Genomic DNA, 25,417 nt, shown 5'->3' with positions numbered 1-25,417 from the left:
ATACTCAGGCAATCTCTCTCTTGATCGGTGGTCACGATGCGTCTGTCGCAGTATTTTTTGCCCATTCTGAAGGAAAACCCAAAAGAGGCAGAAATTGTCTCTCATAGGTTGATGCTGCGCGCGGGTATGATCCGTCAGCAGTCGGCAGGCATTTATTCATGGCTCCCGCTTGGTCTGAAAGTGCTCAACAAGGTTTGCAACATCATTCGTGAAGAGCAGAACCGTGCTGGCGCGAATGAAATTCTTATGCCGACGATCCAGTCCGCCGACCTTTGGCGTGAAAGCGGTCGTTATGATGCATACGGCAAAGAAATGCTGCGCATTCAGGACCGTCAGGAGCGTGAAATGCTCTTCGGACCGACGAATGAAGAAATGGTTACGGATATTTTCCGTTCCTATGTGCGTTCCTATAAGGATCTGCCACTGAACCTCTATCACATTCAGTGGAAGTTCCGCGACGAAGTGCGTCCACGTTTCGGTGTGATGCGCTCGCGTGAGTTCCTCATGAAAGACGCCTATTCGTTCGACCTCGATTATGAGGGCGCGAAGATGGCTTACTACCGCATGTTCGTCTCTTATCTGCGCACCTTTGCTCGCGTCGGTCTGCAGGCAATTCCGATGCGTGCCGATACCGGCCCGATCGGTGGTGATCTCAGCCACGAATTCATCATTCTGGCTGAAACCGGCGAAAGCCAGGTTTATTGCGATAAAGCCTATCTCGATCTCGCCGTTCCGGGCGCAGATACAGATTTCCGAAATGACGAACAGCTGACGGATATCGTCACTCGCTGGACGACGCCTTATGCGGCAACTGACGAAATGCATGATGAAGCGGAATGGTCAGCGGTGAAAGCCGACGATCAGGTTTCCGCGCGTGGCATTGAAGTCGGCCATATCTTCCATTTTGGCACCAAGTATTCCGAGCCAATGGGCGCAAAAGTGCAGGGCCCAGATGGCAAGGAACACCTTGTTTCGATGGGCTCTTACGGTATCGGTCCTTCGCGTCTGGTGGCGGCTGCTATTGAAGCATCCCACGACGAAGCAGGCATCATCTGGCCAAAGGCGATTGCGCCTTTCGGTGTTGGCATTGTCAACATGAAGCCGGGCGATGAAGGCTGCGATGGCGTGAGCGAAAAGCTCTATGAAGCATTCACCAATGCTGGGATCGATCCGCTTCTCGACGACACGGATAACCGTCCGGGTTCCAAGTTTGCGACAATGGATCTGATCGGCTTGCCTTATCAGGTTATCGTCGGTCCGCGTGGCGTTGCGGCTGGCGAAGTCGAGGTCAAGGACCGTAAGACCGGTGAGCGTCAGAATCTCACCGTTGAAGCAGCAATCAACCTTTTGACGGCTTAAACATGAGCAGTGCGGCGGCAGCAAAATCTGATGGTAAGCAGAAGGCGTCTGATAAGGCACCTTCTTCTGGCCCATTCTCAGCCTTTGAGCGGATGATCGCATGGCGCTATCTGCGAGCGCGCCGCCGCGAAACGTTTATTTCGGTGATTGCCGGTTTCTCGTTCACCGGCATCATGCTCGGCGTCGCTACACTCATCATCGTTATGGCGGTGATGAACGGTTTCCGCGCTGAGCTTCTGAATAGAATTCTGGGCATCAACGGACATCTCATCATGCAGCCGATAGATCGGCCACTTGATGATTATGCCAGCCTGATTACCCGCATTGACGGCATTTCCGGTGTGAAATTTGCTATTCCTGTCGTCGAAGGACAGGCTTTGGTGCAGGGCAATATCGGCGCAGGCACTGGTGCTCTGGTTCGTGGTCTTCGTGAGGAAGATCTAGCCAAGCTTAAGCTCGTTTCTGACAATATCAAGCAAGGCACTTTGCAGGGCTTTGATCAGGGCGGCGGCGTGGCCATTGGCACACGTATGGCTGAAAATCTTGGCCTTTCCATTGGCGATACGCTTCGCGTTATCTCACCCGACGGCGATGTGACGCCATTTGGCGTCAACCCGCGCGTCAAAGCCTACCCGATTGTCGCGATTTTTGAGATCGGTATGTCGGAATATGACGCGTCCATCGTCATGATGCCGCTATCGGAAGCACAGCTTTTCTTCAATCAGGAAGGCAAAGTGCAGTCGCTGGAAATCTTTGTCGATAATCCCGATAAAGTAGATGCCATGCGAGCACCCGTTGAGGAAGTTGCAGCGCGTCAAATCTCCATGGTCGATTGGCGTCAGCGCAACCAGACGTTCTTCTCTGCCTTGCAGGTTGAGCGTAACGTCATGTTCATGATCCTGACGCTGATCGTGCTTGTGGCCGCACTCAATATCATTTCCGGCCTTATCATGCTGGTGAAGGATAAAGGGCGCGACATCGCTATCCTTCGAACCATGGGGGCAACGCGTGGCGCGGTCATGCGGATATTCCTGATGACGGGTGCTGCGATTGGCGTGACGGGTACGCTTGCAGGCGTGGTTCTCGGTGTCGTCGTATGTCTCAATGTCGAACGGATTCGGCAGTTCTTCTCGTGGCTTTCGGGCACGACCCTGTTTAATCCGGAGCTTTATTTCCTGAGCACGCTGCCTGCGAAGATGGATGTTGGTGAAACATTCTCCGTCATAGCAATGGCTTTGGTCCTTTCTTTTATTGCCACCATTTTGCCGGCATGGCGCGCAGCCAAGCTCGATCCGGTCGAAGCCCTGAGGTATGAATAATGGCGGCTGAAGTCATTCTGCGTCTGGAAAATGTCAGCCGTGCCTATAAGGAAGCTGATCGCGAACTCGTTATTCTGAAGGACGCGAATTTTACGTTGCGTCGCGGCGAGATGGTTGCACTTGTTGCGCCGTCTGGCGCTGGCAAGTCGACCTTGCTGCACACGGCCGGCCTGCTTGAGCGCCCGGATGCAGGTGACGTCATTCTTGATGGCCGTTCATGTGGCGGTCTGTCGGAAGACGAGCGAACTGCTGTTCGTCGCAACGATGTAGGCTTTGTTTATCAGTTTCATCACCTGCTGCCGGAGTTTTCGGCTCTGGAAAATGTGATGATGCCACAGATGATCCGCGGCCTTCCACCGAAGGCTGCAACTGTGCGTGCGCAACAGTTGCTCGACTATATGAAGATCGGCAAACGTGCGTCGCATCGTCCTGCCGAGCTTTCTGGTGGTGAGCAGCAACGTGTTGCAATTGCGCGTGCGGTGGCTAACGCACCGCTGGTTCTGCTGGCGGATGAACCGACAGGCAACCTTGACCCGACCACGTCGTCCTACGTCTTTGGGGCGCTTGAGGCGCTCGTGCGGCAGTCGGGACTGGCAGCTCTGATCGCGACCCATAACCATGAGCTCGCTCGTCGTATGGATCGTCGCGTCACCCTTAAAGAGGGCAAGGTCGTCGATGTCTGATGTCCAAAGGGAAGTTTAAAAGTATTTCCAGCAAAAGTGCGAAGCGCCTCTGCATGGAAATCAGTTCGTCGGACTGATTTCTTTTCCTGCTGCGATGCGTCGGATAATACATAAAGCCAAATAGTTGCAGCGGTTCCAACGTTCATTCTCAACTGGAACCGCTGTAAAAGCAGCTATAGAGCGCATTTCCAATGGTTCAGTTTAAACCGTGGATGCTTTAGCATTCTGCGTCAGCTGTTCTCCGCATAGATCTCATATTGTTGATCATTGAACGCCGGTGGCCATGCTGCCGGCGATTGCATGTTTATTTTTCATAAACCTTAAATACATGACTGCAGCAGAACGGGTGTTGACTTTAGAACAAAAATGGAACAAAAACTAAACATACGTGAACAAAGAGGAGTTATTCCAATGACCGATCTCGTCTACGACGTTTTGTCTTTCGTCTCCGTCAGCCTGTTCGTTGCTACCTTTGCTATCTGGGTAAGCGTAATCTGAAAGCGTAATGCGGGTTCTTCTGTGAACCCCGATGATAGTAGCGACGGTCACTCTGGACATCGTTGCGGTATTCCCCGAAACTGCCTAAATGGGCGATAAGAGTCGCCCGTTAGAGTGTGCAAATCCATATCGTGATTGGCACGCGGATGGCGCTGAAGGCATGATGTCGTTGTCATGATATTGCAGTGCGTTTAGCTCTGCAAAGATCGGGGAAATAGTATGAATGATAAAGCAAGCATTTTAGCGGGCGAGGGCAAGTCGTCACCTCGTTTCGTTCATCTGCGAGTTCATTCTGCTTACTCCTTGTTGGAAGGCGCGCTGCCTGTCGGCAAGATCATCAAACAGGCGATTGCCGATCAAGCACCGGCCATCGCGATAACTGACAGCAACAACCTTTTCGGCGCTCTCGAGTTTGCACAAAAGGCGTCAAAGGATGGTTTGCAGCCAATCATAGGCTGTCAGCTGGATGTTGCTTTTGGCGATCACAACGATAACAGCCGCAGTGCAAACCGACGACTGGTTCTCGATCTTGCACCTCTGGTTTTCCTCGCTTCGACTGAGGAAGGTTATGCGAACGTTGTCAGGCTTGTCAGCCGTGCGTTTCTTGATACGCAATCGGGAGACCCAGTGCATGTCGATGCAAGCTGGTTATCTGATCTGTCAGAAGACGTGATTGTTCTTTCAGGCGGCCCTCTGGGGCCAATCGGACGCGCATTTGCTGCTGATCGTCCTGATCGCGCTGAAAGCCGTTTGGCCTTTTTGAAAGAAGCATTCGGTGATCGGCTTTATGTCGAGTTGCAGCGGCAGGCGGGCTATGATCGCGCGCTTGAGGCCAAGACCGTCGAGTTAGCATATGCGATGGAACTGCCGCTCGTTGCGACCAATGAAGCTTTCTTTTTGAAAGCCGAGGATTTTGAAGCGCACGACGCGCTTCTTGCCATCGCTGAAGGTCAAATTCTATCCAATGATGATCGCCGTCGCTTGACGCCGGATCATCATTTGAAAAGCCGTTCGGAAATGTCTGCCCTGTTTGCAGACCTGCCGGAAGCGCTCGAAAACACGATTGAAATCGCCGAGCGGTGCAGCTGGTTCACGCAGACACGTCAGCCAATCCTACCGCGTTTCACCGGCGAGTCTGATGATCCTGAAGCAGCCATTCAGGCGGAAGCTGACGAGCTGGCACGTCAGGCGCGTGAAGGCCTGCAGATGCGGTTGGAAACAGCAGGTCTTGCTGAAGGCTATACAGAGGAACAATATGCCGAGCGTCTCGATTACGAGATCGGCATTATTACCCGCATGAAATTCCCGGGTTACTTCCTGATCGTTGCGGACTTTATCAAATGGGCCAAACAACAGGGTATTCCTGTAGGACCGGGGCGTGGTTCTGGTGCGGGTTCGCTTGTCGCTTATGCTTTGACGATTACGGACGTTGACCCGCTGCGCTTCTCGCTTCTGTTCGAACGCTTCCTCAATCCAGATCGCGTATCGATGCCCGACTTCGATATCGACTTCTGTCAGGATCGCCGCGAAGAAGTTATTCGCTACGTTCAGGAGAAATACGGGCGCGATCAGGTCGCGCAGATCATCACCTTCGGTACTTTGCAGGCGCGTGCTGTGCTACGCGACGTGGGCCGCGTTCTCGAAATGCCTTACGGTCAGGTTGATCGTCTCTGTAAGCTTGTACCGCAGAACCCGGCCAATCCGGTGTCTCTGGCACAAGCCATCGAGACTGAGCCAAAGATCAATGAAGAGCGTGAGAAGGAGCCCGTTGTTGGCCGTCTTCTTGATATGGCGCTGAAGCTTGAAGGACTGTATCGCCACGCCTCGACCCACGCCGCCGGTATCGTCATCGGCGATCGTCCGCTTTCTGAACTCGTGCCGATGTATCGCGATCCACGTTCCGATATGCCGGTCACTCAGTTCAATATGAAATGGGTCGAGCAAGCCGGGTTGGTCAAGTTCGACTTTCTGGGTCTGAAAACACTGACGGTTCTCGAAACAGCCGTGAAGCTCGTTGCACGCAAGGGCATCGATATAGACCTGTCGCGTCTGCCGCTCGATGATGAACTCACCTATGAAATGCTGTCGCGCGGCGAAACGGTCGGCGTGTTCCAGGTGGAAAGTGCCGGTATGCGTAAGGCGCTGCTTGGTATGCGTCCCGACCGTATCGAAGATATTATTGCGCTTGTTGCGCTTTATCGCCCTGGTCCGATGGAAAACATCCCGACCTATAATGCGCGCAAGAACGGTGAGGAGGAAATCGCCTCCATTCATCCAAAAATCGACGATCTGATCAAGGAAACGCAAGGCGTTATCGTTTATCAGGAACAGGTGATGCAGATCGCACAGGTGCTTTCCGGCTATTCGCTCGGTGAAGCTGATCTTCTGCGCCGCGCGATGGGTAAAAAAATCCGCGAAGAAATGGACAAGCAGCGTGTCCGTTTTGTTGATGGTGCGATCGAAGGTGGTGTTGATAAGGCTCAGGCGAATATGATTTTCGACCTGTTGGCTAAGTTCGCTGACTACGGCTTCAACAAGTCGCACGCTGCCGCCTATGCGATTGTCTCCTACCAAACTGCCTATATGAAGGCGCATTATCCAGTTGAGTTTCTTGCGGCATCGATGACCTATGATATGTCGAACGCAGATAAGCTCAATGATTTCCGTCGTGATGCAAATCGTTTGGCAATCGATGTTGTGACACCTTCCGTCATGACATCGTTCCGTCCTTTCGAGGTGGGCGAGAAGAAGATTTTCTATTCTTTGGCAGCAATCAAGGGCGTGGGCGAAGCTGCCGTTGATCATATCGTCAGTGTGCGGTCCGAAAAGCCGTTTGAAAGCCTTGAGGATTTCTGTGAGCGGATCGATCCGAAAATCGTCAATCGCCGCGTAACGGAAAGCCTGATCAATGCAGGCGCACTTGATTGCTTTGGTCGCGACCGTGCTGCAATGAGCGCGGGTATGGACCGCATTATGGGCTTCGCGCAGCGCACGCAGGAAAATGCGGCCAGCGGCCAGTCCGATATTTTTGGGCTTTCAGGTGCTCCGAAAGAAACACTTATTCTTCCGCAGGCAGCGCCATGGCTCCCTTCGGAAAAGTTGCATCGCGAGTTTCAGGCAGTTGGCTTTTATTTGTCCGCCCATCCGCTCGATGAATATCGTCAGGTCCTTGATCGGATGCGTGTGCAGAGCTGGGCCGATTTCTCGGCGGCGGTGAAGCGTGGTGCAAATGCAGGTCGTCTTGCCGGAACAGTAACCACCAGACAGGAGCGTAAGACGCGCACAGGCAACAAAATGGGCATTGTGCAGCTGTCGGATGCCACCGGCCAGTTTGAAGCCGTACTTTTCTCGGAAGGTCTCGCGCAGTACCGCGACCTGCTTGAAAGCGGTAAATCGGTGGTGATCACAGTTGCCGCGGAAAACCGTCCAGAAGGGATTGGCCTCAGAATTCAGACGGTGCAGTCGCTCGAGGACGAAGCCTGCCGGATGCAGAAGGCACTCCGGCTCTATCTTCGTTCAGCGGAAGCGGTGAAGCATATTGTTCCGCATTTCAACACGCGTGGCGACGGTCAGGTGAGCCTGATTGTCATTAAGGAAGAAGGTCAGCGCGAAGTCGAGATTGAGCTTCCCCACCGCTATCGCGTCAGTCCGCAAATTGCGAGCGCGATGAAGGCAATTCCAGGTGTCGTTGAAGTTGAACTGGTCTAATAAAAAAAGCCGGCTGGGAATATACAGCCGGCTTTTGTTTTAAGCGGGTGTTCGCATGCTCAAGGCCTTGCGGACTTCCGGCGCAACCTTGGTCCCGAACAGCTCAATTGATTTCATTGTATTTTTGTGCGGCAGATTGCCGAGGGCTGTCTGCAGCAAGAACCGGTCATGCTTGAAATAGCTATGCTGGCTCAAGATTTTGTCGACGATCTGTTGCGGGCTTCCGACGAGCAATGATCCTCGTGGTTGGCACATCGCATCAAATTGTTCACGAGTGGCCGGCGGCCAACCACGCTCACGTCCGAGTTTGCTCATGACATAGGCGTATGAACTGTAAAATTCGTCGCCAGCTTGTTGAGAGTTTTCAGCAATATAGCCGTGAGAGTTGATTCCAACTTTGAGTTTTTCTGGTGCGTGTCCGGCTTTAAGACCTGCTTCGCGATAGAAATCGGTCAATTGCGCGAAACGCTCCGGATACCCTCCGATAATCGCGATGGCGAGAGGCAGGCCAAGAAGTGCTGCTCGTCCCACTGAAGCGGGCGTACCGCCCACTGCGAGCCAGATTGGTAAGGAATCCGGTAGCGCGCGGGGATAGACACCACGTCCGTCAATTGCTGCGCGCATGGTGCCAGTCCAACTAACCCGCTCATTCTCGCGAATATTAAGCAACAGGTCGAGTTTTTCGGCAAAAAGCGTGTCGTAATCGTCGAGATTATAACCAAAAAGGGGGAAGGACTCGATGAACGAGCCACGACCTGCCATGATTTCAGCACGCCCGTTGGAGATGAGATCAAGCGTTGAAAATTGCTGATAGACCCGCACCGGATCGTCAGACGAAAGAACCGTCACCGCACTGGTCAGCTTAATGTTCTTCGTGCGTGATGCTGCCGCTGCCAGCACGACAGGCGGTGCAGAAATCGCGTAGTCCGGGCGATGATGCTCGCCCAAGCCGAATACATCGAGGCCGACCTGATCGGCGAGTTCAATCTCTTCTATGAGATTGCTGAGCCGTTGTTGCGGCGAAAGGGGGCGATTGGTTTCGGGATCAGGCCCGATATCGCCGAAAGTATAAATACCGAGTTCCATGGCGTTCCATCGATCTGTTGGCTGTTGCGCTTTAATTAAGGCGCTTCATGCTGCTTGTTAAGAACGCACTGAAAGGTGATCGGGTTACCTTGAGGAAACCGGGCGGTTGCCCGCCCGGCAATCGATTGTCTTAGTATGCAGCGGTGAAACGCTTGCCGATGTGCTTGCCCTGTTCTGCTTCATCGACAATCGCAACGGCCAAGTCTTCGACGGAGATTTTGCTTTCGCCATTGTCATCAAACACAGGCTCGTCAGCACCCAGACGATATTTTCCGGTGCGTTCGCCCGGCTGAAGAATGATCGCAGGCGAAACGAACGTCCAATCGAGGTCTTTTTCATCACGCAATTCGTGCAATGCCTGACGTGCGCCAAGTGCGCCTTCTTTCCACTCGGCCGGAAATTCAGGTGAATCCACCAGCTGATGGCCATTGATAGCAAGGCTGCCTGCACCGCCGACTGCGATGAGACGCTTAACGCCAGCCTTTTTGGCAGCTTCGTTGATGGAGCGGCTGCCCTTGATATGGTTTTCGCGAATGTTGGCATCCGTCCAGCCGGGGTTGAAGGCTGAAATAACGATGTCGTGGCCTGCAAGTTGTTTGGCGAGCGCGTCAGTGTCGAATACGTCTGTCTTCACTGCTGTAACATTATCAAGTTTCTCAACCTTGTCCGTGTTGCGGACGAGGGCCGTTACGGTATGGCCGCGAGATACGGCTTCCTTGAGGACAGCTGCGCCTACAAAGCCGGTAGCGCCGATCAGTGCAATTTTAGCCATGACATTTTCCTTTTCAGTTAAACCTAGAGAAGTGATATTTAATAATCAGGTTCTTTATGGTAACTAGGTAGTCGAGATGAGAAGCCTTGTGAAGAACGCACTTTTTCATGTTTAAGGTACATGGAAGTAACCGCGTTGCCGGCAAGAGCAGAAATCGCCGATAAAAACTTTAGGTTTTGGCTCGCGCATGACTCCCCCAAACGCAAACCGTCTTTGCGGAAGAGGTGCCTGGAAGCGAAGATTTAAAGCGTGCCGCCTGAACTCGATTAAGCGCGATGCGCTTTAAGGAGTAAGAATGAAAAATACGACCGAGCCAAATGCGAGCTCGCCCTTATTGTCTTCAACACCCGCTTTTCAGGCTGATCCCGAAGGTGAGGGCTCATGCCCTATTCGCGAGGTGCTGGATCGCGTCGGTGATACCTGGAGCATTCTCGTGGTTTTCAATCTGCAAACGGGTTCATTACGTTTCAACGCTTTACGTCGCGCGATTGAGGGCATTTCCCAGCGAATGCTGACCGTTACCCTGCGATCTCTCGAACGCGATGGATTGGTCGCGCGTCATGTACGTCCAACATCTCCACCGGAAGTGACTTATTCACTTACCGAGCTTGGTCATTCGCTGGCCGTGCCGATTGATGTGTTGGGCCAGTGGGCGGTTAAAAATCGCGAGGAAATGCGTAGTGCCCGTTCACGCTTTGATGCAGCTACGGAAGATTAAGGAACCTGATATCGGCGCGCTCGTTGTTCTCTTGAAAAAGGGAGTAAGGATCATGCCAGCAAAATCACAGGCGCAGCAAAAAGCTGCCGGTGCAGCCCTCGCTGCCAAGCGCGGTGAAATCAAAAAGAGTGAGCTGATCGGTGCATCAAAAGAAATGTATGTGTCGATGACCGAGAAGGAACTGGAAGAATTTGCGGAAACCAAACGCAAGGGCTTGCCGGAGCATGTTTCAGACAAGAAGAGCAGCTGATTTTTAATCAGCTGCTCTCCAAGATTACAAAACTATAGCCTATTTTGCGCCTTTTCCGGTCGCAAGCTCGATAGCTTTCAGCTTGCCGCCGGTAATTCCACAGCGCAAAGTGATCGTATCCCACTGCGCACCGCTTCTATTGCGCGCTTCTCCCGGAACAGAAATCACCGCAGAAACCTTGCTTGCGTCTTTCGCGCTGAATTTCGATGATTTGTCATTCGTAGTGGCTGCTGCAATGTCCGCTTTGGTGAAGCCAAGGCGGTCGTATTTTTTGCTTTTCTTCACATAGTCATAGGCGCTTGCAATGCAGTCGGCCACCTGCGGCGATGCCTGTTGATCTTTTGCGAGCGTTTGGTAGTTACCGGTAAAATCTTTCGAGCGCTTAGGTACCGCATCTGCATGGGCTGCGCCCGCAATACCAAGTGTAAAAATTGCAGAAAGTATAAGTTGGGTCGATTTCATGGATCGCTTCCTTTGAACAGCTACCGCGCAAAGTGCGGTAAGCAAATCGATAATGACGATGCTATTAGAAACGCAGATTGGATTTTTTTGTGTTTTCCCCGTCACCTAGCAGAATATCTTACTGGCAGATTCGAGCAAGGCAGGATTTGCCGTGACAGCCCTGATCCAGATGCATGTTCGTGCGATGCGCAGCATCGCCGTCGGGCCCGATCACAGTCATGAATAGCTTGCAGCTCGCACCATGCACCGCGCGCCAGAAAGTTTTCTCTTTTTCAGACCCATTCCAACCGCTTTCGAGCTCCGTCTTCGAGCCATCTGAAAATTTAAATGACATGATATCAAGCGCATTGGCGAAAGCGTGTTCTGAGACTCGCCCCGTCAAAGCACCATTGACCTTGCGACACTGGTAATCCGAACCGGTGCCGATTTCAGTGATCTTGATGCTGTCGCCGTACACTTTCTTCGCGGCGTCACTGACATCTTTCGACCACTCAGCAAGCGTCACAGCCATGGCGCAATTTGTCGTGACTGCGGTGGCGAATTTCAGCGGCTCGGTTTTTCCTATAGCTGTGAGCGATAGAGGCGAACGAGCGCTGCATTGCGGGCCATCTTCAATCGGTGGCAACAGCTTGCCCTCTACGTCTCCGGCCATCAGTGCAGGACATGACACTTGATAGACACGTTCGGACTTTGCAGGGGGTGCTGGTGCGGGGGGCGGTTCAGCGCTTTCTACCGGTTGCTCTGGTTTTTTATCGGGAAGTGGAGCCTTTTCAGTAGGAGGTGTTTGAGTAGGCTCCGATTGTTCAGGCTGCTTTGCTGTTTCCTCTTCGCGGCGAGGTGATGGCGTCGGTAACGGAATAACCACGGGTGCGGGGGTAGCTGAAGGGCTAGGCGCAGCAGGCAATGCTTTTGATTGCTTTTGTTTGGCTATACGCTTTTTCTTCGGTCGCTTGTGGGAAGATGTGTGTCTGGCGTTACCGTTTAACACCCTTTCGATAAGGTTCTGCGCGTTAGCGCTCGAAAGACTGCCCCAGTTCTCTTGCGGAAACACCACAATCGCGAAAGTAGCGAAGGCGATAATCATCAGCCTTTGAAGGAAAGCGAAGGAAACGGCCATATTCACCTCTTTTGATATCGGGCGCTAACGAGTAATGTTGAAAGGTGATATGTCGTTCCTTCACGCTTGATGGCAGAACGTTGCAATTGGCTTCGATCAGACCCAGTTCGACGTGCTTCTTCTATAAATGATGCCTTGTGCCATTTAAGATCCGCTTTGAACTGGCCAAATGGCTTAAAATCAGGGCTTCAGCCTTGACAAGATGACACTCCAATGACTAAAAGCCGCCATCGCTGGAGCCTAAACGCTCCGGCGTTTCATTTGACGTGTCCCGTGGATGAAGATCGCAGCTGCGCGCTTCATCCTGTCAGTCCTTGAAACCCAAGGGCAGAGGAGGGCGCGTTTCCTGTCAGCGCCGTAAGGTGCACTAACTTTTTAAAGGAAATGCGATGAGCAAGCGCGAATCCGCTAAGTACAAAATTGATCGCCGCCTTGGCGAAAACATCTGGGGCCGTCCGAAGTCCCCTGTAAACCGTCGTGAATATGGCCCAGGCCAGCACGGTCAGCGCCGTAAGGGCAAGCTGTCCGACTTCGGTGTACAGCTCCGCGCAAAGCAGAAGCTCAAGGGCTTCTACGGCGATATCTCGGAAAAGCAGTTCCGCAAGACCTATGATGAAGCAGCTCGCCGCAAGGGCGATACCGGTGAAAACCTCATCGGCCTGCTCGAATCGCGTCTGGACGCTGTTGTGTACCGCGCAAAGTTCGTTCCAACGATCTTCGCTGCACGCCAGTTCATCAACCACGGTCACGTCAACGTAAACGGCCGCCGCGTCAACATTCAGTCCTACCGCCTGAAGGCTGGTGACGTTGTTGAAGTTCGCGAAAAGTCGAAGCAGCTCGTTGTTGTTCTCGAAGCTGTTGCGCTCGCAGAACGCGATGTTCCTGACTACGTTGAAGTCGATCACAACAAGATGGTTGCGACCTTCGCACGCGTTCCAGTTCTCGGCGACGTTCCATACGCCGTTCAGATGGAACCAAACCTCGTCGTCGAATTCTATTCGCGTTAATTTTGAGCCTCTGGCTCATTTAGCTGAAATAAATGGCCGCCCTCGGTTTTCCCGAGGGCGGCTTTTCTGTATGTAAACATAATCTCTCTTATTCGCAGGAAGCATCATGAACGCTTTTGATCCTAACATCGGGTCAGATATCGCAGACGAAAACGGAGGCGATGGCTGCCACCCACTTTTCCGCGATGTGCCAGCCTCGGTTGAGTTCAACAAGCTGCGTAAACGTCTCCTGCGTCATACGCGCCAGGCTATCGAAGACTTTGCCATGGTAAAGCCTGGTGAGCGTTGGATGGTTTGCCTTTCCGGAGGTAAGGATTCCTACGGTCTGTTGGCGCTTCTGCTCGATCTCAAATGGCGCGGTGTGCTGCCGGTGGAATTGCTGGCGGTCAATCTCGATCAGGGCCAGCCAAATTTTCCGAAGCACATTCTGCCGGATTTCCTGAACAGCTACGGTATTAAACATCGCATCGAGTATCAGGACACCTATTCCATTGTTACTGAAAAGCTGCCTGAAAACAGCACCTATTGCTCCCTTTGCTCGCGTTTGCGCCGCGGCAATCTCTATCGCATAGCGCGAGAAGAAGGCTGCTCGGCGGTTGTTCTCGGCCATCATCGCGAAGACATTCTCGAAACCTTCTTCATGAATCTTTTCCATGGTGGCCGTCTTGCCGCCATGCCGCCGAAGCTTCTCAATGACGAAGGTGATCTCATGGTTTTCCGTCCGCTCGCCTATGCGGCGGAAGAGGATATGGAAAAGTTTGCGACTGCGATGCAGTTTCCGATCATTCCTTGCGATCTCTGCGGTAGCCAGGAAGGCCTGCAGCGCAATGCGATGAAGGCGATGCTGACCGATATCGAAAAGCGTATGCCGGGCCGTAAGGACACGATGATCCGCGCCATGACCAATGTGCGCCCGAGCCATCTTCTCGACCGCAAACTGTTCGATTTCGCAGGCCTGATGGCAAATTCCGATGTGGAGAATGATAGTGCAGTTTGATGAAAAGCAGATCGATTGGCTGGCCGATCTTCTGGCAGACGCAGCCAACGAAGAAATAATGCCTCGCTTCCGCCAGCTGGGGCAGGGCGATATTCGCCAAAAGACCTCTGCTGCCGATCTCGTCACAGAAGCCGATGTGAATGCCGAGCGCTATATCACGGCGCGCCTCAATGAACGCTTTCCCAACGCGCTGATCGTGGGGGAAGAGGCTTGTTCTGATGATGAGGCTTTGCTTGATGGGCTCAGTGATGCGGATCTTGCATTCACGATCGATCCAGTCGATGGCACCTTCAATTTTGCTTCAGGTGTTCCCCTGTTCGGCGTAATGCTGGCGGTTGTTGCCAAAGGCGAGACAGTTGCCGGCATTATCTACGACCCAGTCGGCAAGGACTGGATTTTTGCTTCAAAGGGTAGCGGCGCGCATATTCGTCATGCCAATGGTTCAACGAGCCGCGTGAGTGTGGCTGAGCCTGTTGATATTTCGCAGATGACCGGTGCGGTTTCCTGGCAATATACTGTCGATCCGATCCGTTCGCGCCTTGCACGCAACCAGACAAAGTTTCTCTCCAAGATCGGCTATCGCTGTGCGGCACATGAATATCGTATTATCGCGACGGGCGGCGCGCATTTCGCAGTCTATAACAAGCTGATGCCGTGGGATCATTTGCCCGGTGCGCTTATCCATCAGGAAGCGGGTGGGTATCTCGCACGCTGGGATGAAAGCGACTATCTGCCGTCGCACACCGGCGGTGGGCTGTTGATTGCACCTGACAAGGAAAGCTGGAAAGCCATTCAGGCAGCTCTTTGGGAAGAATAAGAAAAGCCCGCCATCTGGCGGGCTTTTCAGTTTCTAATCAGATTGGCTTGTTGTGCGGCTTGAACATCTTGCCGCGCTCAGCAATCAAAACGCAGATGAATGCGATGAAGCCCAGCACACAATAGCCTGCGGCGACCGGCGTTGTCGTTCCATCGAATGCCTGACCGATGACTGCGCCGAGTGCTGCGCCGATGACTGTCTGTGCAAAGCCCAAAACGGAAGATGCCGTACCGGCGACTTCGCCCAGAGGCTCCATAGCCAGCGCATTGAAGTTAGCCGTTACAAGGCTGAACGAGAACATGATGGTCATATAGATCGTCATCAGAATCCAGAATGGCACGGGACCGCTGAACGTCACAGAAAGCACGACCCAAAGCAGGCTGAAGCCGACAAATACCAGCAGCATCGTCTGTGAAATGCGGCGCATACCGTAGCGACCGACAAGGCGTGAGTTGAGGAACGATGCGAGAGCAAGCGTCATGGCGACGGCAGCAAAGGCCAGCGGAAACAGCGATCCAAGCTTGTAGATATCAACAAAGATCTGCTGCGCCGAGTTGATGTAGCCGAACAGCGCTCCAAGAATGAACGAGGTGCCGAGCATGTAGAAGAGCGCTACGCGGTTGGACAGAACGATGCCAAAACCACCGATTACACTCTTGACTGTCAACGGACGACGATGGCTGACGGGCAGCGTTTCGGGCAGGCGCAAATATGCCCATACACCGATTATAACAGCCATAAGCGCCATAGACAGAAAGATCAGATGCCATTCACCGAACAGCATAATCAGCTGACCGGTTGCAGGGGCGACCACTGGCAGGATCATGAAGACCATCATGACGAGCGACATGACTTCAGCCATCTGACGCCCGGCAAATTTATCGCGAACAACTGAAACGGCAATTACACGCGTTGCTGCGGCACCCAGTCCCTGCAATACGCGCAAAACAATAAGTGTTGTGAAATCCGTCGCAACGGCTGCACCAAGTGCTGCGAGTATATAGATCAGCAAACCGCCAAAGAGAGGCAATCTTCTGCCGAAACGGTCGCTCAGCGGACCATAGAACAGCTGCGATACGCCAAAGCCGAGCAAATAGGCAGTAATGACAAACTGTGCGTGATTTTCTGAAAGAACGCCAAGGCTGGCACCAATTTGCGGCAGACCGGGCAGCATAATATCCACTGCCAACGCATTGATTGCCATGATCGCTGCAATGAGAGCGATGAACTCGCCGCGCCCGCGCATGGAAGTCTTCTGGTCCGGAGAACCATTTTGAATGTCGATTGGCATTTGGGTAGTCCTCGATAAACGGCACACCGGTCAGGGGAGTGCCGGTGTAGTAGTCAGAATTTAGAAAACAGCGGCCCGGCAGCAGATGCTGCCTATGATGGCTATGCATCGGGCAATAGAAAAGGCGCCATGAAACGGCGCCTTTTAGAAAAGGTGAGCTTTAAAAGCCGTATGAGGGGTAATTAATCCTCAAGCGGCCTTGGTTGCAATACCCTTATCGGTAAAAAGTGCCTGTAGTTCGCTGGACTGGAACATTTCGCGGATGATGTCGCAACCGCCAACAAATTCGCCCTTTACGTAGAGCTGAGGAATGGTTGGCCAGTTGGAGTAATCCTTGATGCCCTGGCGGATTTCGTCGGAAGCAAGAACGTTCACGCCCTTATAATCGACGCCGATATAGTCGAGAATCTGAACGACCTGACCGGAGAAACCGCACTGTGGGAAACCTGGTGTGCCCTTCATGAACAGCACGACGTCGTTGGTCTTCACTTCATTGTCGATGAAATCGTTGATTCCGGTCATTTTAGTTCCTTTCAGGATGCCGGTTCAAATCCCGGCCCGCGTAGGGAGAGGTTCTACCCCAATATAGTAAGCTGAGCTTTGGTAATCACCCTCTAAAGGTGAAAGCAAGTCAAATTAGCGCGAAATCAGGCTGTTTTGGGGGCAACATCTTGCCGCAGGAAGAAAATCACCGCCCGGATTGTCGTTTCGAAGTGCCATTGCGTGTATTTCAACCCTTGGCTAAAGGCTGGAAAGCTCAACCGAGGGCGGTGTTGGATTAGTTTATTCTGGTACGCTGGTCTGGAGGGCAAGGGCGTGAAGCACGCCGCCCATGTTACCCTTGAGGGCGTCATAGACCATCTGGTGCTGCTGCACGCGTGACTTGCCACGGAAACTTTCCGCAACAACTTCCGCCGCATAATGATCTCCGTCTCCGGCAAGGTCGCGGATCGTAACCTTTGCGCCGGGAATACCTTCGCGTATCAGTTTTTCGATCTCATGAGCGTCCATAGCCATGCAAAATCTCCTGCCTTTTAGGGCTTCTTCTTGTTCGTTTCGAATCGTAACGCATCATCGTGATACGTCAATATTCAACTGTCTAACGTTTAAATTGCCGACAAGCAAACGCCCGGCGCGGTGTTCCCGGCCGGGCGTCAATTGGTAACAGTTCTAACCAATAACGATTAGTTGTCGACTGCAGCTTCTCCACTCATGAAGCCTGGGAACCAGCCTTCAAAAGCATTGTTAAGCTCTGCAACTGCGACATCAACCGTTGCACCGAACTTCAGGCGGTCGCCGCCGACCGTGCCGAGTACACGGAACGGAACGCCAGCACCTTCTGCATTGAGCGCAATGAGTTTCGCCATTTCAGGTGTTGCTGCAACAACATAACGCGACTGATCTTCGCCAAACAGCGCGGCATGTGGCAGGCCGTCGCCCGCATCAAGAACCGCACCCTTGCCGGATTTGATTGCCATTTCAGCAACAGCAACGGCAAGACCACCATCGGAGAGGTCGTGACAGGCTGTCACCTGGCCATTGCGGATCGCCGAACGGACGAACTCGCCGTTACGCTTTTCAAGCGCAAGATCAACCGTTGGAGCAGGGCCATCAGCACGATCAAAAAGATCGCGCAGATAGACTGACTGACCCAAATGGGTGCCGTCGCCGCCCAGCAGAACCAGCGTGTCGCCATCCTGCATTCCGCCGATCTTGGCCATCTGCGACCAGTCAGGAATGAGGCCGACGCCGGCAATGGTCGGAGTTGGCAGGATCGCCTGACCGTTGGTTTCGTTGTAGAGCGATACGTTGCCCGAAACGATTGGGAAATCGAGCGCACGGCAAGCTTCGCCGATACCTTCAATTGCCTTGACCAGCTGGCCCATGATTTCCGGCTTTTCAGGATTGCCGAAGTTGAGGTTGTCGGTCGATGCAAGCGGCTCAGCACCGGTTGCGGTAATGTTGCGCCAGCATTCGGCGACAGCCTGCTTGCCGCCTTCAAACGGATCAGCTTCGCAATAGCGTGGCGTTACGTCAGACGAGAAAGCGAGTGCCTTGGTGGCGTGACCTTCAACGCGGATCACACCAGCATCGCCACCCGGGAGCTGCAGCGAGTTGCCCTGAATGAGTGTGTCATACTGTTCGTAAACCCAGCGGCGCGATGAACCATCCGGCGAGCCAACGAGCTTGAGCAGCGCATCCGAATAGTCTTCAACCTGTGGCACATTGCTGGCAGGCAGCGGTGCATGCTTGCCCGGTTCCATCCATGGACGATCATACTCAGGAGCTTCGTCACCGAGTTCCTTGATCGGAAGGTTTGCAACTTCTTCGCCCTGATGGATGACGCGGAAGCGCAGATCATCAGTAGTCTTGCCGACGATTGCGAAATCAAGCCCCCACTTACGGAAGATCGCCTGTGCTTCTTCTTCCATTTCTGGCTTGAGAACCATGAGCATACGCTCCTGGCTTTCCGACAGCATCATTTCGTAAGCTGTCATGTTTACTTCGCGAACCGGAACATGGTCGAGAATGAGCTCGATACCGAGATCGCCCTTCGCACCCATTTCAACGGCAGAACAGGTGAGACCTGCAGCACCCATATCCTGAATGGCGATAACCGCACCCGAAGCCATCAGCTCAAGGCAGGCTTCCAGAAGGCACTTTTCGGTGAATGGATCGCCAACCTGAACGGTTGGACGCTTTTCTTCGATCGATTCGTCAAATTCAGCCGATGCCATCGTTGCACCGCCAACGCCATCGCGGCCCGTCTTGGCACCGAGATAGACAACCGGCAGGCCAACGCCCTTGGCTTCCGACAGGAAGATGCCGTCATGCTTGGCAAGGCCAGCTGCGAATGCATTGACGAGGATATTGCCGTTATAGCGCTTGTCGAAGTTCACTTCGCCACCAACGGTCGGAACGCCGAAAGCATTGCCATAACCGCCAACGCCGGAAACAACACCGGAAACAAGGTGGCGGGTCTTTGGATGGTCAGGCTCACCGAAACGCAGGGCATTCATGGCTGCAATTGGACGAGCACCCATTGTGAAAACGTCGCGCAGAATGCCGCCAACGCCTGTCGCCGCGCCCTGATAAGGCTCGATATACGACGGGTGGTTATGGCTTTCCATCTTGAAGACGACGCAGTCGCCATCGCCAATGTCAACAACGCCAGCGTTTTCACCCGGACCCTGGAGAACGCGTGGGCCGGTTGTCGGGAGAGTACGCAGCCACTTCTTCGACGACTTGTAGGAACAATGTTCATTCCACATGGCCGAGAAAATGCCGAGCTCCGTGAAGCTTGGTTCGCGTCCGATCAGATCGAGAATACGCTGATATTCGTCCGGCTTGAGGCCGTGAGCAGAGATAAGTTCCGGCGTGATGTCGCGCTTATTGGAAATAGTCATGGAGATGAGGGACCCCGTCGCAGGCTGCGGTACCCGGAAACTTCTGCCGAAGGGCGGACACCTAAGGTTTCAAGGGGCCTCTTTAACCTAACTCTGTTGGAAGCGCGACAGGAAAATGCCGATTTCCCGGCTCAAATGCTGCCTTCATAGCCTACTTGTTCATTTTCCAGCAATTGCCGCAAAGTTGCGAAGCCATTTTCGATCAGATTACGATCCGTCGGTGAGGAAAAAGCAATACGAACCCGGTGGTAAGTTCGATCAATGCGCCCGGCTTTGAACTCGTCTTCATCGTCGATCAGTAGTCCATTTTCATAGGCGGCTGCTTTGAATGTACTGGCAAGCCATGGTTCCGGCAGTTTCAGCCAGAGGATCGGAACATGCGGTGAAGAAACAAAGTCGTAACCGGCGAAGACCTTGCGGGCCAATTGCTCGCGCCATTCGATTTCAGCCGAGCACTTGTCCAACAGGGCATTCGCCTGACCTGAAAGTACCATCTGTGCGGTAGTTTCAGCGAGCAGAAACGAAACGCCGCCCGTCATCAGCTTGTGGGTCACGCGTAAACGTTGCGCGCAATGCGGCGGGCAGGCCACCCAACCGCAGCGCAGGCCAGCCGTTACGGCCTTTGAAAGACTGCCGAGAAGAAATGTGCGTTCTGGTGCAATATCGGCAATCTTCGGGATATTTGACCGGGTCATAACCCCGTATGTGTCATCTTCAATGAGCCAGACATTGTGTCGTGCCGCGATATTGGCAATCGCCACTCGGCGCTCATAGGGCATGGTCGCAAGCGTTGGATTGTGGATGCTTGGCATGAGAAACGCCATTGTCGGGTGCTGCTGGTTGCAGACCCGCTCAAATTCTTCCGGGATCATGCCATATTCATCGCTTGCAGCAATCGCGACGCGGCGTCCGGCAATTTTCACGGACCGGCTCACTTGTGTGTAAGTGAGATCTTCAAAAACAATCCTGTCGCCGGGCGAGGTGAAAGCCGTAATCGCCGCAATTGCACCAGCATGTGCGCCGTTGGTGATAACAATATTGCTCGCATCGGCAGGAGCGTTTTCTTGATTGAGCCATTGGCGTCCGGCTTCAAGCCAATGTTGCGGGAAATGTCGCGTGTAGTTGACAACCTCATGCGGGAAATTGCGAATGACAGACGCAATCAGCGGCTCAAGTATCGTATTTTGTCCGACGTCAGGAGCTGCCGTCGTATCGAAGCGTCCCTTGTCGAGTGGTGCGTCCTGAATACGTGTGCCAGCAATGCCATCGCTCGAATAGGCAGGCGGCGCATTCTTGCCGTCGGTCCTGCCAAGCACATAAGTTCCGCGACCAACTTCGCCGGTTACAAGTCCACGCTCATGCGCGAGAGCATAGGCGCGCCCGATTGTACCGATTGTCACCTTCAGATCATAAGCCAGATTGCGTTGCGGCGGTAGCTTCTGTCCCGCAGGCAAAGTTCCAAGGGCGATCGCTTCTTCAATTGCGTCAGCGAGTTGAAGATAGAGCGGGCCGGATTTTCCGGTGAGGTCGGGAAGCCAATTTGTCATGGTCGCAATATAAGCATTGTACCGATATTTGAGTCAATTGTATTTACGTTTCACGCATCAGATTGATGCATAATATCGGCTAAGCCCAGTTTAAAAGGCTCTTTGCTATGACATATACGTCAGTTAAGCACGATGAAATAGATACAATTGATACAATCCAGACAAGGGAAAGCGATATTTGTTATGCTTCTCGTTCTGTCTGGCAGCGTTTCATTGAATGGTGCTCTCTGCGTCTCATGCTGCGCCGCAGCCGCATTGAATTGATTGATCTGACGGACGAGCAGCTTCGCGATATAGGTATTACGCGGAACGAGGCAGATGTGGAATCGCGCAAGGTCCGTTTCCACATCCGTTAAATTTGAACGTCAGCAGCCTTTTTGGCCCGATGCCCAACGATTAATGTCAGCACTGATACGACTGTTATGACCCTGCTGCATCATCGGGCCAAAGGCTTCAATGCGTGCTGGATTGCCTTCTGCCTGCACAACCAGGAGCGGGCGTCCTGCCAGATTTCGAGCAGGAACCACCAACATACGTGGACGCCCTGAAAAAGAATTAAGTTCCGGCGCAAATGCATAGCCGCGAAAATCCTTATCATTGGATTTGAACCAACAGCTATTCGCTCCCACAGCGATCCGCTCCATGGTTGCCAAGGCTGCTTTGCTAACACTTGTGGGAGTAGGAGGCGTCGGTTTCGGCGTGCAGGCTGCAAAGAGTGCCAGAGCAGGCAGTGCAACGAGCGCAATGGTCTTGTTCTTCAAGGAAGGCTCCATAAGAACGTTTTCGGCAAGACCAACAAAAGAGTGGCTTGCCGATAAACGCATAGAAACAATTTGTTAAAGCGCATTTTCAGAAATGCGCTTTCTATTGGACGGGATAATTCAGGCAAGCTGCGGCATGAAAGCCTTTAACCCGTCACTCATCTCATTCCATATGAGTTCGAACGCAGGGTCCTGCTTTGCTTTCACCGCATATGTGTCGAATTTTGGGTAAGCAGCCAGCAAATCGTCTTTCCCCGAAAGCTTCTTGAGCGGCTCCATGAGGAAGCGTACTGGCAGCAGCCATGCATCAGCAAGTGTCGGCGCATCGTTGAGTGCAAAATCGTGATCGGTGAGACGTGATTCAACCACGCTCAAGCCTTTGTGGAGCTTGGTAAACAGCCGCTCGATAGTGGCCTCGTCCCTTTCAGGTTTGCTCTGAAGAATGAAGAGTTTCATCGCAGGGCCGAGAACTTCCAGCTCCGTCACACGCGCCAGAAGGCGGATCAGAGCGCGCTCGCGCGGGGTGCCCGGCAGAACGGGAGTGTCCGGAAAATGGTCTTCCAGATATTCCGCAATGACAGCTGCTTCAAACAATGTCTCGCCAGAGCCGGTAATCAGCACCGGGACACGCTTTAAAGGTGTCACATGAATGAAGTCTTCGGGAAATGGATAGGGGAGGTTAATAGGTTTGAACGGCAGTTCCTTGAGATAAAGAACACCGCGCACAAAAGCGGAATAGGGGGAGAGTGGGCGTGAATATAACTGCATCGATATCGTTCCCCGATTCGGTTTACTCAGGAAGTATCTATCGATCAAGCTGCCACGATTTTGTGCGTGGCGCTAGAGCGCATTCCGAAAAGTGGGATCGGTTTTCGAAGCGAGATGCGCGTAGAAACAAAAATATCGAGAGGTTTCAACGCTTCGATATCAACTGGGACTGCTCCAGAGTGTCGTGTGCCTTATTGGATCAGAAAGATCGCTCTAAATCTCTGTTTTTACCGCATAATTTTATCCTAGATCGAGTCGATTTTAAGGAACTATGCTCTAGGTCCTGAAAGGACTGTTCTCTTTTGCGGCCTCAATTGTGCATCTGGTTTGGGCAACAAAAAATGGCCTCCGTTATGCAACGAAGGCCATTTAATCTGCTTGGTCGAGCTTTAAAGCTTTAAGCTGCGATACCCAATGCGCCTGCAAAAAGTGCACGGCCGTCATCGCCGCCATGTGCACCTTCGATCAGGTTTTCAGGATGTGGCATCATGCCGAGAACATTGCCGCGCGCATTGACGATGCCCGCAATGTCATTGACCGAACCGTTCGGATTGGTGCCGTCTGCATAACGGAACACAACCTGCCCTTCGCCTTCGACGCGCTTCAGTGTTTCTGCATCAGCAAAATAGTTGCCGTCATGATGGGCAACCGGGCAACGGATGATCTGGCCTGGCTGATAACCGCGCGTGAACGAGGTATTCGCATTGCTGACTTCAAGCTTCACTTCGCGGCAGACGAACTTCAGCGACGTGTTGCGCATCAGCGCACCCGGCAGCATTCCTGCTTCGACGAGAATCTGGAAGCCGTTGCAGACGCCAATAACCATGACACCCTTGTCGGCCTTCTCGCGAATGGCCTGCATTACCGGCATACGCGCTGCAATTGCACCGCAACGCAGGTAATCGCCATAAGAGAAACCGCCGGGAATCAGGATCAGATCGACATCATCGGGGATGCTCGTGTCTGTCTGCCATACGGTGATTGGTGCCTGACCGGAAATCTTAGTGATGGCCGCAATCATGTCGCGGTCACGGTTGAGGCCCGGAAGAAGAACGACTGCTGCTTTCATGGCGTTTTACGTCTCTTTGAATTTGAGTGCCCTTCAAACCCGCTGTGAAGCGGTGTGAAGGCGCGCAAAAAACTATACTTAAGCCGCAGCGCGTCAGGCGATGACGATTGCGTAATCTTCAATAACCGTGTTGGCGAGCAGCTTCTCGCACATGGCCTTGATTTCGGCTTCAGCTTTCGCCTTGTCCGAGCCTTCGAGTTCGAGATCGAAGACCTTACCCTGACGGGCGGAATTGATGCCTTCGAAGCCCAGGCTGCCGAGCGCGCCGACAATAGCTTTGCCCTGCGGGTCGAGAACGCCGTTTTTCAGTGTAACGGTGACGCGTGCCTTGATCACTCTGTAGTTCCTGCTGATTTAATTTAACAACAATGAAAACAGCCCGGAACGCGAGTTACCGGGCTGTGCGGATCTTTACTTCACAAGCGTAGGGCCGGAAGGACGGGGCGTGTCGTTCTCGTTCATGATGCCGAGACGGCGCGCTACTTCCTGATAGGCCTCAACCAGCCCGCCCATATCGCGGCGGAAACGGTCCTTATCGAGCTTGTCATTTGTGTTGACATCCCAAAGGCGCGCCGAGTCTGGCGAAATTTCGTCGGCAACGACGATGCGCATCATGTCGCCTTCAAACAGACGTCCGCATTCCATCTTGAAATCAACAAGCTGGATGCCGATGCCCAGGAACAGACCGGTGAGGAAGTCGTTGACGCGGATGGCGAGAGCCATGATGTCGTCGATTTCCTGCGGGCTGGCCCAGCCGAAAGCGGTGATGTGTTCTTCGGTGACCATTGGGTCATCGAGGGCGTCTGCCTTGTAATAGAACTCGATGATCGAGCGGGGCAGAACCGTGCCTTCTTCGAGGCCCAGACGCTTGGACATCGAGCCTGCGGCGACGTTGCGAACAACGACTTCAAGCGGGATGATCTCAACTTCCTTGATCAGCTGCTCACGCATGTTGAGGCGGCGGATGAAGTGGGTTGGAATACCAATGCGGTTCAGCTGGGTGAAAATGTGCTCGGAGATGCGGTTGTTCAACACGCCTTTTCCGTCAACAACTTCATGCTTCTTCGCGTTGAACGCGGTTGCGTCATCTTTGAAGAACTGGACAAGAGTACCGGGTTCAGGGCCTTCATAAAGAATCTTGGCCTTGCCCTCGTAAATACGGCGGCGACGGTTCATGGCTTTTCTCGGATTTCCAAAAATGTGATGATCGGCTTTTGCCGCTATTCTCGCGGGCTACGTATAGCAATTGTGGGCTTTTAACAATCCTGCTTTGTACCCGTTCCCCCGTTTTAAGCGTTTCAGAGCCAGATAAATCAATAAAGTGACTTTTGGCTCTTGTATAATCTTGCGCCCCTTGCCAGCTTTAGGCAAGAGAACGGTTGACGATCTCACATAACTTAAAGTCTTGGGAGTTGTATGAATGGCCACTGGCATGGATGATCGCCGCAACGCATTTGAAAGCAAATTCGCACTGGATGCAGAACTTCGCTTCAAGGCAGAGGCTCGCCGTAACAAGATCCTCGGCCTCTGGGCCGCACAGCTTCTTGGCAAGCACGATGCAGACGCTGATGCCTATGCTCGTGAAGTTGTTGCCGCTGACTTTGAAGAAGCTGGCGATGAAGACGTTTTCCGCAAACTACGCGCCGATTTTGATGCGGCAGATGTGAAGGTAACGGACGAAACTATTCGCGAGAAAATGTTTGCTTTCCTTGAGGAAGCGATCCAGCAGGTTCAGAAAGACTAACTCGTAGTATAAAGGGCGGAAATGCAAAATGCGTTTC

General features: G+C 53.0%; 25 protein-coding genes. 11 read left to right on the top strand and 14 right to left on the bottom strand.

Translation table 11 applies throughout. The annotated features are described in order from the left end of the window. Window positions 1-36 precede the first annotated feature (36 nt). The 4 genes from proS (at window position 37) to dnaE (ending at window position 7,567) form a co-directional block, all read left to right on the top strand. Window positions 37-1,359, top strand: coding sequence for a proline--tRNA ligase (proS, locus tag QSJ70_RS10325; RefSeq protein ID WP_079211767.1), 1,323 nt, complete (start codon window positions 37-39; stop codon window positions 1,357-1,359). A gap of 2 nt (window positions 1,360-1,361) precedes the next feature. Then, window positions 1,362-2,678, top strand: coding sequence for a lipoprotein-releasing ABC transporter permease subunit (locus QSJ70_RS10320; RefSeq protein WP_007874571.1), 1,317 nt, complete (start codon window positions 1,362-1,364; stop codon window positions 2,676-2,678). After that, on the top strand, window positions 2,678-3,361 hold the full coding sequence (locus QSJ70_RS10315) for an ABC transporter ATP-binding protein (protein WP_007874573.1): 684 nt from the start codon (window positions 2,678-2,680) through the stop codon (window positions 3,359-3,361). Before QSJ70_RS10320 ends, QSJ70_RS10315 begins: the two co-directional genes overlap by 1 nt. Window positions 3,362-4,078: 717 nt before the next feature. Then, window positions 4,079-7,567: a DNA polymerase III subunit alpha gene (gene dnaE / locus QSJ70_RS10310; RefSeq protein WP_285536164.1), complete on the top strand. Its 3,489-nt coding sequence runs from the start codon at window positions 4,079-4,081 to the stop codon at window positions 7,565-7,567. Window positions 7,568-7,606: 39 nt separating this feature from the next. Here the strand turns inward: dnaE and QSJ70_RS10305 are convergent, their stop codons facing one another. Both QSJ70_RS10305 and QSJ70_RS10300 read right to left on the bottom strand, forming a co-directional pair. Beyond that, window positions 7,607-8,653, bottom strand: a complete 1,047-nt coding sequence (locus QSJ70_RS10305) for an LLM class flavin-dependent oxidoreductase (RefSeq protein WP_079211770.1) — start codon at window positions 8,651-8,653, stop codon at window positions 7,607-7,609. Between the two features lie 130 nt (window positions 8,654-8,783). Continuing rightward, on the bottom strand, window positions 8,784-9,425 hold the full coding sequence (locus tag QSJ70_RS10300; protein WP_007874577.1) for an NAD(P)-dependent oxidoreductase: 642 nt from the start codon (window positions 9,423-9,425) through the stop codon (window positions 8,784-8,786). A gap of 295 nt (window positions 9,426-9,720) precedes the next feature. On the opposite strand from QSJ70_RS10300, the gene QSJ70_RS10295 reads away from it, so the two are divergent. Both QSJ70_RS10295 and QSJ70_RS10290 read left to right on the top strand, forming a co-directional pair. Continuing rightward, window positions 9,721-10,143 (top strand): winged helix-turn-helix transcriptional regulator, encoded by a 423-nt coding sequence (locus QSJ70_RS10295; protein WP_007874578.1) that lies wholly within the window; start codon window positions 9,721-9,723, stop codon window positions 10,141-10,143. Between the two features lie 52 nt (window positions 10,144-10,195). Continuing rightward, a complete protein-coding gene (locus tag QSJ70_RS10290) occupies window positions 10,196-10,393 on the top strand; it encodes a DUF3008 family protein (RefSeq protein WP_285536160.1) in 198 nt (65 codons plus the stop codon). A 39-nt stretch (window positions 10,394-10,432) separates the two neighbouring features. Here the strand turns inward: QSJ70_RS10290 and bspC are convergent, their stop codons facing one another. Then, window positions 10,433-10,855: a type IV secretion system effector BspC gene (gene bspC / locus QSJ70_RS10285; RefSeq protein WP_113485129.1), complete on the bottom strand. Its 423-nt coding sequence runs from the start codon at window positions 10,853-10,855 to the stop codon at window positions 10,433-10,435. Between the two features lie 118 nt (window positions 10,856-10,973). Beyond that, window positions 10,974-11,972: an extensin-like domain-containing protein gene (locus tag QSJ70_RS10280; protein ID WP_285536157.1), complete on the bottom strand. Its 999-nt coding sequence runs from the start codon at window positions 11,970-11,972 to the stop codon at window positions 10,974-10,976. A 389-nt stretch (window positions 11,973-12,361) separates the two neighbouring features. Here QSJ70_RS10280 and rpsD point away from each other — a divergent pair, with 389 nt between their 5' ends. The 3 genes from rpsD to QSJ70_RS10265 all read left to right on the top strand — a co-directional run bounded on the left by rpsD (window position 12,362) and on the right by QSJ70_RS10265 (window position 14,793). After that, on the top strand, window positions 12,362-12,979 hold the full coding sequence (rpsD, locus tag QSJ70_RS10275) for a 30S ribosomal protein S4 (RefSeq protein ID WP_007874584.1): 618 nt from the start codon (window positions 12,362-12,364) through the stop codon (window positions 12,977-12,979). A 106-nt stretch (window positions 12,980-13,085) separates the two neighbouring features. After that, the gene (ttcA, locus tag QSJ70_RS10270) at window positions 13,086-13,976 is read left to right on the top strand and encodes a tRNA 2-thiocytidine(32) synthetase TtcA (RefSeq protein WP_007874586.1); all 891 of its coding nucleotides are present in this window, start codon (window positions 13,086-13,088) and stop codon (window positions 13,974-13,976) included. Beyond that, a complete protein-coding gene (locus QSJ70_RS10265; protein WP_502871675.1) occupies window positions 13,960-14,793 on the top strand; it encodes an inositol monophosphatase family protein in 834 nt (277 codons plus the stop codon). Before ttcA ends, QSJ70_RS10265 begins: the two co-directional genes overlap by 17 nt. 37 nt (window positions 14,794-14,830) lie before the next feature. Here the strand turns inward: QSJ70_RS10265 and QSJ70_RS10260 are convergent, their stop codons facing one another. The 5 genes from QSJ70_RS10260 to QSJ70_RS10240 all read right to left on the bottom strand — a co-directional run bounded on the left by QSJ70_RS10260 (window position 14,831) and on the right by QSJ70_RS10240 (window position 21,038). Next, a complete protein-coding gene (locus QSJ70_RS10260; RefSeq protein WP_285536153.1) occupies window positions 14,831-16,084 on the bottom strand; it encodes a multidrug effflux MFS transporter in 1,254 nt (417 codons plus the stop codon). Window positions 16,085-16,273: 189 nt separating this feature from the next. Continuing rightward, a complete protein-coding gene (gene grxD / locus QSJ70_RS10255) occupies window positions 16,274-16,606 on the bottom strand; it encodes a Grx4 family monothiol glutaredoxin (protein ID WP_007874592.1) in 333 nt (110 codons plus the stop codon). 261 nt (window positions 16,607-16,867) lie between these two features. After that, the gene (locus tag QSJ70_RS10250) at window positions 16,868-17,101 is read right to left on the bottom strand and encodes a BolA/IbaG family iron-sulfur metabolism protein (protein WP_007874594.1); all 234 of its coding nucleotides are present in this window, start codon (window positions 17,099-17,101) and stop codon (window positions 16,868-16,870) included. A gap of 167 nt (window positions 17,102-17,268) precedes the next feature. Continuing rightward, complete coding sequence (purL, locus tag QSJ70_RS10245; RefSeq protein WP_285536147.1) at window positions 17,269-19,491, bottom strand: phosphoribosylformylglycinamidine synthase subunit PurL; 2,223 nt, start codon at window positions 19,489-19,491, stop codon at window positions 17,269-17,271. A gap of 131 nt (window positions 19,492-19,622) precedes the next feature. Beyond that, on the bottom strand, window positions 19,623-21,038 hold the full coding sequence (locus QSJ70_RS10240; RefSeq protein WP_113498603.1) for an aminotransferase-like domain-containing protein: 1,416 nt from the start codon (window positions 21,036-21,038) through the stop codon (window positions 19,623-19,625). Window positions 21,039-21,145: 107 nt separating this feature from the next. Here QSJ70_RS10240 and QSJ70_RS10235 point away from each other — a divergent pair, with 107 nt between their 5' ends. Continuing rightward, a complete protein-coding gene (locus tag QSJ70_RS10235; RefSeq protein ID WP_194778821.1) occupies window positions 21,146-21,394 on the top strand; it encodes a DUF1127 domain-containing protein in 249 nt (82 codons plus the stop codon). Window positions 21,395-21,403: 9 nt separating this feature from the next. Here the strand turns inward: QSJ70_RS10235 and QSJ70_RS10230 are convergent, their stop codons facing one another. The 5 genes from QSJ70_RS10230 to purC all read right to left on the bottom strand — a co-directional run bounded on the left by QSJ70_RS10230 (window position 21,404) and on the right by purC (window position 24,812). Next, entirely contained in the window at window positions 21,404-21,799 is a 396-nt protein-coding gene (locus QSJ70_RS10230) for a hypothetical protein (protein ID WP_194778822.1), read from the bottom strand. Between the two features lie 120 nt (window positions 21,800-21,919). Next, entirely contained in the window at window positions 21,920-22,567 is a 648-nt protein-coding gene (locus QSJ70_RS10225) for a glutathione S-transferase family protein (protein WP_064320488.1), read from the bottom strand. A gap of 397 nt (window positions 22,568-22,964) precedes the next feature. Then, on the bottom strand, window positions 22,965-23,636 hold the full coding sequence (gene purQ / locus QSJ70_RS10220; RefSeq protein ID WP_064320489.1) for a phosphoribosylformylglycinamidine synthase subunit PurQ: 672 nt from the start codon (window positions 23,634-23,636) through the stop codon (window positions 22,965-22,967). A gap of 93 nt (window positions 23,637-23,729) precedes the next feature. Beyond that, complete coding sequence (gene purS / locus QSJ70_RS10215) at window positions 23,730-23,972, bottom strand: phosphoribosylformylglycinamidine synthase subunit PurS (protein WP_079211779.1); 243 nt, start codon at window positions 23,970-23,972, stop codon at window positions 23,730-23,732. A gap of 75 nt (window positions 23,973-24,047) precedes the next feature. Next, window positions 24,048-24,812: a phosphoribosylaminoimidazolesuccinocarboxamide synthase gene (gene purC, locus QSJ70_RS10210; RefSeq protein WP_007874627.1), complete on the bottom strand. Its 765-nt coding sequence runs from the start codon at window positions 24,810-24,812 to the stop codon at window positions 24,048-24,050. Window positions 24,813-25,056: 244 nt separating this feature from the next. Between purC and QSJ70_RS10205 the strand changes: the two genes are divergently transcribed. Further along, window positions 25,057-25,380, top strand: a complete 324-nt coding sequence (locus QSJ70_RS10205) for a DUF1476 domain-containing protein (RefSeq protein ID WP_007874628.1) — start codon at window positions 25,057-25,059, stop codon at window positions 25,378-25,380. Window positions 25,381-25,417 lie beyond the last annotated feature (37 nt).

The organism is Brucella sp. NBRC 12950 (assembly GCF_030268145.1).
GTDB lineage: Bacteria > Pseudomonadota > Alphaproteobacteria > Rhizobiales > Rhizobiaceae > Brucella.
Note: the sequence above shows the minus strand (reverse complement) of the source record. Positions and strands in the feature narration are given on the sequence as shown.